Source organism: Bariatricus sp. HCP28S3_F11 (genome assembly GCF_052065395.1).
In the GTDB taxonomy this organism is placed as follows: Bacteria; Bacillota; Clostridia; order Lachnospirales; family Lachnospiraceae; genus Allocoprococcus.
Genome location: NZ_JBQHUC010000066.1, coordinates 1 through 5343 on the forward strand (window position 1 = coordinate 1; position 5343 = coordinate 5343).

Annotated in this window: 6 protein-coding genes; 1 reads left to right on the plus strand and 5 read right to left on the minus strand. The window is 34.0% G+C overall.

Annotated features, from left to right (window positions below; all coding sequences use genetic code 11):
* Window positions 1-118: 118 nt before the first annotated feature.
* Entirely contained in the window at window positions 119-562 is a 444-nt protein-coding gene (locus ACTNBR_RS15925; RefSeq protein ID WP_441019175.1) for a penicillin-binding transpeptidase domain-containing protein, read from the plus strand.
* A gap of 274 nt (window positions 563-836) precedes the next feature.
* Here ACTNBR_RS15925 and ACTNBR_RS15930 read toward each other — a convergent pair whose 3' ends face one another.
* From ACTNBR_RS15930 to ACTNBR_RS15950, 5 genes are all read right to left on the minus strand, one after another.
* Window positions 837-1679 (minus strand): metallophosphoesterase, encoded by an 843-nt coding sequence (locus ACTNBR_RS15930; protein WP_004613120.1) that lies wholly within the window; start codon window positions 1677-1679, stop codon window positions 837-839.
* A 326-nt stretch (window positions 1680-2005) separates the two neighbouring features.
* Complete coding sequence (locus ACTNBR_RS15935; protein ID WP_009244238.1) at window positions 2006-3490, minus strand: WD40/YVTN/BNR-like repeat-containing protein; 1485 nt, start codon at window positions 3488-3490, stop codon at window positions 2006-2008.
* A 194-nt stretch (window positions 3491-3684) separates the two neighbouring features.
* On the minus strand, window positions 3685-4218 hold the full coding sequence (locus ACTNBR_RS15940) for a hypothetical protein (protein WP_004613123.1): 534 nt from the start codon (window positions 4216-4218) through the stop codon (window positions 3685-3687).
* 1 nt (window position 4219) lies between these two features.
* Window positions 4220-4750 carry a hypothetical protein gene (locus tag ACTNBR_RS15945; protein ID WP_004613124.1) on the minus strand — a complete coding sequence of 177 codons (531 nt, stop codon included), beginning with the start codon at window positions 4748-4750 and terminating at the stop codon, window positions 4220-4222.
* A 30-nt stretch (window positions 4751-4780) separates the two neighbouring features.
* Window positions 4781-5230, minus strand: a complete 450-nt coding sequence (locus ACTNBR_RS15950) for a penicillin-binding transpeptidase domain-containing protein (RefSeq protein ID WP_441019177.1) — start codon at window positions 5228-5230, stop codon at window positions 4781-4783.
* Window positions 5231-5343 lie beyond the last annotated feature (113 nt).

A 5343-nucleotide genomic window follows, 5' to 3' on the forward strand; every position in this document is an offset into this window, starting at 1 on the left:
GGAAGGTGCTCTGAGACTTTTTTCTTTCTGTAAACTGATGACAGTATACAGAACAATCCAGAGACACGCAAGCTAATCATTATTACGCTATTTTAAGAGGTCAATAACAATTGGCAAGGTGAAAATGCAGAATGAACTTAATAAACTGAAATATGGAAATTGTGATATTTCTGATTGGGAGGGAAAGTTAAATACTAATAACAACAATAGAGCCTTAACAGGTTTCTGGATAGAATCGTCTTTGAAAATTTCTCCAAAAGAACAGGTTGAAGTGATGGAACGAATCTTCGGAACTGACTCCACCTACTCAGAAAGAACACAAAATATTTTAAAACAAGTAATGTTGATATCAGAAGAGAATAATACGGAAATATCTATTTATGGAAAAACAGGAATGGGAAAAGCAGAGGGTATTGTTGTAGATGCATGGTTCACAGGATTTGCAGAAACATTAGAAGGAAATAAATATTTTTGTGTATATCTCGGACAATCAGATGCAGGCAACACATCAAGCACTGCCGCAAAGGAAATCGCCATTCAAATTCTTAATGACAATAAATGACAATAAGATACCCTATCAAAAATCGCCTCAGACTCTCACAGGCTGGGCGATTTTTTTATAGTAATCTTTTGCCAAATCATTTTGTTCTTTTACTATGTACTCTAAACCTGATCTTAAATTAGTGACATACATAGTCTGTATTTTACATATTACTTCTACATACAAGCACATTATTATTTGGTCTAATTTACCTTTATATAACATCAAATAAGAGAGTGTATCTCTTTTAACACACTATTAACTATTAACAACGTAGCCTTATCAATTCCAATTATTATAAATAAATATGAAATATAGATATTTCTGGAACAACCCCCAACCGACCAGAAACATGTGTAGTTCCGATTCCTGTATTTACGTATATTTTTGTCTTTGAATTTAATTCATACATTCCGCTGACATAATTTTTAGCGAGGTTTGTAGAAGAGATAGCTTTTTGATTAATAGCAGGAATAAACGGGATATTAACTTGCCCGCCATGACTATGTCCGCTCAACACTAAATCATAAGGGTATTCTTGAAAAGAGTCTGCTGTATCTGGCTCATGTATTAACAGAATATTGTAATTCGAATCATATATCTTTGTAGAATCCGGCATATATACATTTCCCAGCATACTATCATCTAACCCTGTAAATAATATTTTTTTATCTGAATCAGTAGTCACATACCAATTTTCATTTTTCAGCACAGTAAATCCTGATTGCTGCATAATATTTTCATACTGTCTGGCAGCTCCACCACCGCAATCGCGATTCCCCCATATTGCTATTTTATCATATGTTGCATTGATTTTTTGTAGTTCTTTTATGATATGTTCATCATCATGATACTTGGCATAATTGTCATACAAGTCCCCTGTAAACACAACAACATCTGGATTTTGCTTATTGATATAGTTTACAACCTTATCCAGGTTCTTATAATTAAAATCCGCTTTTATATGCGTGTCTGAGAATTGAACAACTTTAATAAAATCAGAAGTTTTTTCGTTTAAATATAATTGATTTGATGCAATACGATACGGTTCGATTTTAAAAGCATAAAACACACAACTTCCAATCAAAATAAGAAGTGTGAAGACTGTTCCAAAAAAAATTTTCAAAAATCTTATCATAAAGATCTATCCTTCCCATAAATTATCTTGCTCAAAATAAAAGCTGCTTGTGACATTTATGTTACAAAAAATGTGGCATAAAGAAATATATAATCTTTAAACCACAATGTTTTTTAACTTACAATCTTCCAGTTACTTGCCTTACAAATTGTCAATTTATGCTGGACATCTGTGTGGTTTTGGCCTGATTAGTAACAAACTTTACAATTGCATTAACTATTACAGCCAACCATTGCATCTTAAATCTAAAGCTATAGCAAAGAATACTAATGTCTAAAATTACATCCAGGTAACCAACCCCAGATTCTGACATTCCATATGTATACTCACTCTACACTAATTCCAGCATATGCCCATGTCTCTCCGTTATCCTTTGACTCAAAGCGAATTCCCTGGATTTCCCCAGCTCCTGTTAAAAGCTTTATAGTCAGGATATCCTCTTTCTTTTTCGGCATCTCACAGTATTTATAATTTTCTATGGTAAAGTTAAGTTCTTTTGCCAAAGGCGGTAGCTCTGTCACAGTCTCCAAAGGTAGCTGAAGTTCCGTAAAGGTTGTACCTCCATCCCTGGTAACATAAAGGCTGGAATGGGACTGGGAAGCTCCTGTCAGCCCTGCAAACCCGAAATTTTTATCAAAGAATTCCAACCCCTCTGTTACCCCAAGATTTCCGCCAAAGGGATTCTGGTTTGCCATTTCCCATGTGTCACCGCCATCCGCAGTTTTTTCCAACTGGTAAAATCTGCTTCCCGCCGCCGCATCAGCCACCACCAGACGCCATCCTATCTTATCATCTAAAAAGAAATACATACTGCCGTCTGTCTGATCTACTGTCCAGCTTTCCACATCTTTTACCTCATCCATCTGTTCTTTATCTAACACTTCCTGGCTGATATATTCTGGTTCCATCATATAGCGAACAGGAGTGATATCTTTCACAGCTGGCATGTGAAGAGAAACCTCAAATCCCACAATTTCTCCGCCATTGAAAAGTTGTGTAAAATTTTCACTTCCTTGATCAACACCATCTCCGTCTGCATCACCGGGAAGATAACGCAGCCCGTCCATCACTCCGAAAGACCGGCGCCCATAATATACAAGTTCATAGGTCTCATTTTCCAAAATTGAAGACCACATTTTCACCTGATTTTCGCTGTCTGCTTTCTCCAGTATCCGGAGCATTGGCTCAAAACGCATATCGGCATTATAATCGGCATTGGCTTCTCCGTTCACCCAAACAATAATCTTCTCATTTATCTTTCTGTCATAAGTAATCAGATATGTCTTTTCTGTTCCTTTTTTATTTTTTCCGTAAAGAAAGGTATCTAAGGTCTGAACTTTCCCAGTCTCATTAAAGGACATCTTAAATCCATTTACCACATAAAGATTTTTCGGCATCTCAAGCTTTTCCTCTAAATCCGTCAGAATTCCTTCGATACCATCTTCAAAGAAGTTATCGTGGACAAAATCTACTTCCCTTTTCTTCCATAATTCATCAAGCTTCCATGACAAATGCCCGTTGTACGGAATTGCTGAATAAATGATACGCCCGCCAAAATAGATTGTACCAAGCAACGCAAGAAAAATCTCTATTCGTAAAAGAACTTTATTCTCGAGCTGAGATGTTTGCTGCATCTTTTTCCTTGCAATCATCCATAGTACAGAACTAAGCAAAATTCCAGACAGACTAATCAGCAAAATCAGCAAATGCCTTCTCAGCCCACCATACTGACATACATACCATGCCTGATATAAAAACAGCAGGTAAAAACAAAGACTGATTTTCCCACATAATTTATAAATATTCTTCATACACCCCTCGATTCTTTCATTTTTGTCTCTTCTAACATGATGTGTCAGTCATATTTTGGCAACTTTATCATATTCCAAAGATAACATGTAACTGTAATCATTTGAGATATGTCCATCCATAAATCCAATAAATGGATTTATGAATTGGAAAAGGGATTCTTATTTGATCCCTAACATTTATTTCAATCTAATAATTACTCTAAATTGATATTAATGTGATTTTTATTTTTTATAAATGTAATAAATTGCTCCTCTGTACCAAAACTAAATTCATCGCCATTAATTACAAGCCCTTTATTACCATATCCTAACCAACAAAGATTCTTTTTGATATTACAACAGGTTATATTCTTCCATTCAATAATGGTTCTATCGTACTTTCTTATAATTTCCAGCTTATCGTCATAAAAGTTATAAGTTACTTTCTCTTTATACCTTTTATAAGAATAATTTGAATCTAATTTTAAAAATATTTTCTTAGTATAACTTATTGTCCAATAATATAAAAATATAAAAGTTATTGCAATAAGCGGAATACTATAGATCCATTTGTCTGATCCAATCAAAGTACAAACTACAATTCCAATAAATACTTCAATGATTATAAAGTGACGACTCAGATCAGCCAATTCCCTTTTTCCATTTTTATTTTCATATTTTAAATTTTGATAATAATATTCTATCACCGCCTCATCATACAATGTATGATTTTGTAAAATGACATCCATTTTAATTTCTTCCTTTCCATACTCTACTCCAATCTTCTCCAGCTAATGTGTTTAATTTAATAAATCTTTTAAAGTCTTCTATATCTCCGATAACAAAATTTTCTTTTCTTATAAAAATAAGTTGATTAATAACGCGAATCCAGCAATACTCTTTTATGGTGCCAATTTCCATAATTTCGATAAAAGACACTATTATTTTCTTACCGCTTTCCGGAACTAAAACATTAATCTCATCTTTTTTTATTGTCATAATTCTTTTTCCAGTTCCATACTGTTTTAAAGCAGTTTCCATTTGTATATAAGTCGCTAGTCTCAGATATATATTATTTATCAATATCACAGCACAAACAAATAATATCATCATAGTCATAATCATTTCTCTTCCAATTTTACTACATAGACAAAATGAAAATATAATCACTGCTCCACAAAAGAATAATAATATCCTTCTGTACTTTCTATTTTGGGTTTGATAATATAAACAAAAGAGTTCTTTGTTCCACTCATAATGTATTTGAAATAATATATCCATTATGTTTTTCTCCTCAACTTATGCACTAACTTATTCTATACCGAAATAATACTCAAAAATATTTTTTCCGCATTCTACTGCGTTCCCTGCCTCATACCCATTTACAATTCGAACTGCTACTGCTATTTCTGGATCATCAGCAGGTGCATATCCTATAAATAGACCATGATCCGGTCTATTCTTAACTTCTTGAGCTGTACCTGATTTTCCTGCAACCGATATTGGAAATCCGTCAAATATCCCCGTGCTTTGAGTATATAATTCCATACCTGCATGGACTCCTTCCCAGCTTCTTTTATTGATTTCAATCTGGCTTTCCACTTTCGGGCTTGTTTCTACCCCGTCAATTTTGTCAATTAGTGACAATTGGAAACTAGTACCTTCGTTTGCAAGTGTTGTTACATACCTTCCCAATTGGACTGTAGAAAAGTTATTTGTTCCTTGTCCGATAGCTGATGGAATAGCATAATTATCAGTTATCTGTAACTATTCAGCACCCCATTTAGAGTACATTGATTTTTGGGCAAAACGGAGAAAATAAAATTTCTGTTTTGCCATGGCTTTATTGCGAAAAGTGGATAACTTTTCAATGC